The sequence below is a fragment of the Blautia sp. CAG:257 genome (assembly GCF_000433815.1).
Lineage (GTDB): Bacteria > Bacillota > Clostridia > Lachnospirales > Lachnospiraceae > Blautia_A > Blautia_A caecimuris.
Map to the genome: position 1 here is coordinate 1 of NZ_HF999042.1, position 1,595 is coordinate 1,595.

The following is a 1,595-nucleotide window of genomic DNA, read 5'->3' on the forward strand; positions in this document are numbered from 1 at the left end:
TTCTGGATTTGGCTGGATCAACAGCGTCCAAACAAGGGAACCCGTTTGGCGAAAGCGGTGAACTATGCCCAAAATCGGAAAGACACCCTGATGACCTATCTGGAAGATGGTCATTGCAGTTTATCCAACAATCTTAGCTTATCCTCAGTTTATTTTTATCCTCATCTTTTGCCAAAATTAGCTTAAATATCAGGGTAATTCAACAAAAAGATGAGGATAAATAAATTATCTCAGACCAAACAATCGGGCCAGTTCATCTTCATTATCAGGCCACATCGCTTCTTCCACCTCAACTGTGGTTGTACTGTTATCCATGGCAGTTCTAATCATCTCCAATGATGGTCTTGCATAGATACGTGTTGTTTGAGTTGATGAGTGTCCAAGTATTCTGGAAACCAGCTCAAGATCGACAGTACTCTGATATAAATCTGTCGCTCTGGTTCGCCGGAACATATGCGGATGAACTTTTTGAGGTAGGTCTGGATGTTTGTTTCGAATCATATCTGCATATTTATTGATTATGCGTTCTACATTGCTGGGAGACATCTGATGTGGCTGCCCGTGTATGATTGTGTAAAACAGGTAATCCATTGTCAGAATAGACTCCTCATGGTAATACCTCATGTATCGTTTTATGTGAGCAACAGTGTTATCTGAAATTGATACGATGCGCTCCTTATCTCCCTTGCCATGGATTCTCAGGTAAGGGGTGGATTTCTGCAGATTAACATCTGAGATTTTTAGATTTAAAAGTTCACTGAGCCGGATGGCAGAATCGTATAGGATAACCATGATTGTAGTGTCTCGTATTCCGATTTTTGAATGTTCCGGTGCTGAAAGGAGCGATTTTAAACAATCCTCGGAAATGACTTCCTTAACCTTCTCAGGATTTTTCAGAAAAGGTACATGTGAAACTGCCAATGCAGTCTGCTGATAATCAATGTTTTCATCTGCCACATACCACAGGTAAGCTTTGATTGCGGCAAGCCTTTGGTTGCAGGTAGCTTTTTCATAACCTTCCTGCAGAAGGTATTCCATGAAGCTAAGCATGAAATCACGTGTACAGTCCTCGAATGAAAATCTTTTCAGAGATATTCCCTGATGAGTAACATATCTCCGGAAGACAGTAAGTGCATCACGGTAAGTTTTTACAGTGTAAGGACTTCGACTGCATTGTTTTGACAGATAGATATCCAGAAAATCCCGTGTTCTGGAAAAGAATAGATGATCATAATCAGTCTTTTTCATATCGCACCTCCGGGATTACCCTTGATGAAATCTTATCTTTTCTGCGTATAGTTTCAAAAATCTCCTGTACCTGATGGTAATAGTAATACGTCTCAACTGGTCCTTTATGTCCCAGATATTGGCTGAGATATGGCATCATTACTTTCAAATCAGTATCGGATTTCATCCATAGATTCATTCGTTTTGTAACATATGCATGACGAAGACTATGTACAGTCGGCTTTTTGTCTGTTTGTTTTGAAAGTTCCGTTGCATTCCAGAATTCATTAAACTTACGATCCACCGAAGTTTTCGGAATGTGTTGTTCCGGATATTTTCCTGGAAAGAACCACTCACTTGTAGGACAT

General features: G+C 40.1%; 1 protein-coding gene and 2 pseudogenes. 1 reads left to right on the forward strand and 2 read right to left on the reverse strand.

Going from position 1 to position 1,595, the window contains the following annotated elements; all coding sequences use genetic code 11:
- A pseudogene (locus QVP40_RS06045) lies at positions 1 to 150 on the forward strand (IS66 family transposase); the annotation flags it as partial.
- Between the two features lie 75 nt (positions 151 to 225).
- Here QVP40_RS06045 and QVP40_RS06050 read toward each other — a convergent pair.
- Positions 226 to 1,248 (reverse strand): tyrosine-type recombinase/integrase, encoded by a 1,023-nt coding sequence (locus QVP40_RS06050; protein ID WP_022067585.1) that lies wholly within the window; start codon positions 1,246 to 1,248, stop codon positions 226 to 228.
- Positions 1,235 to 1,595, reverse strand: a pseudogene (locus QVP40_RS06055) (tyrosine-type recombinase/integrase); the annotation flags it as partial. The pseudogene QVP40_RS06055 and the gene QVP40_RS06050, both read right to left, overlap by 14 nt.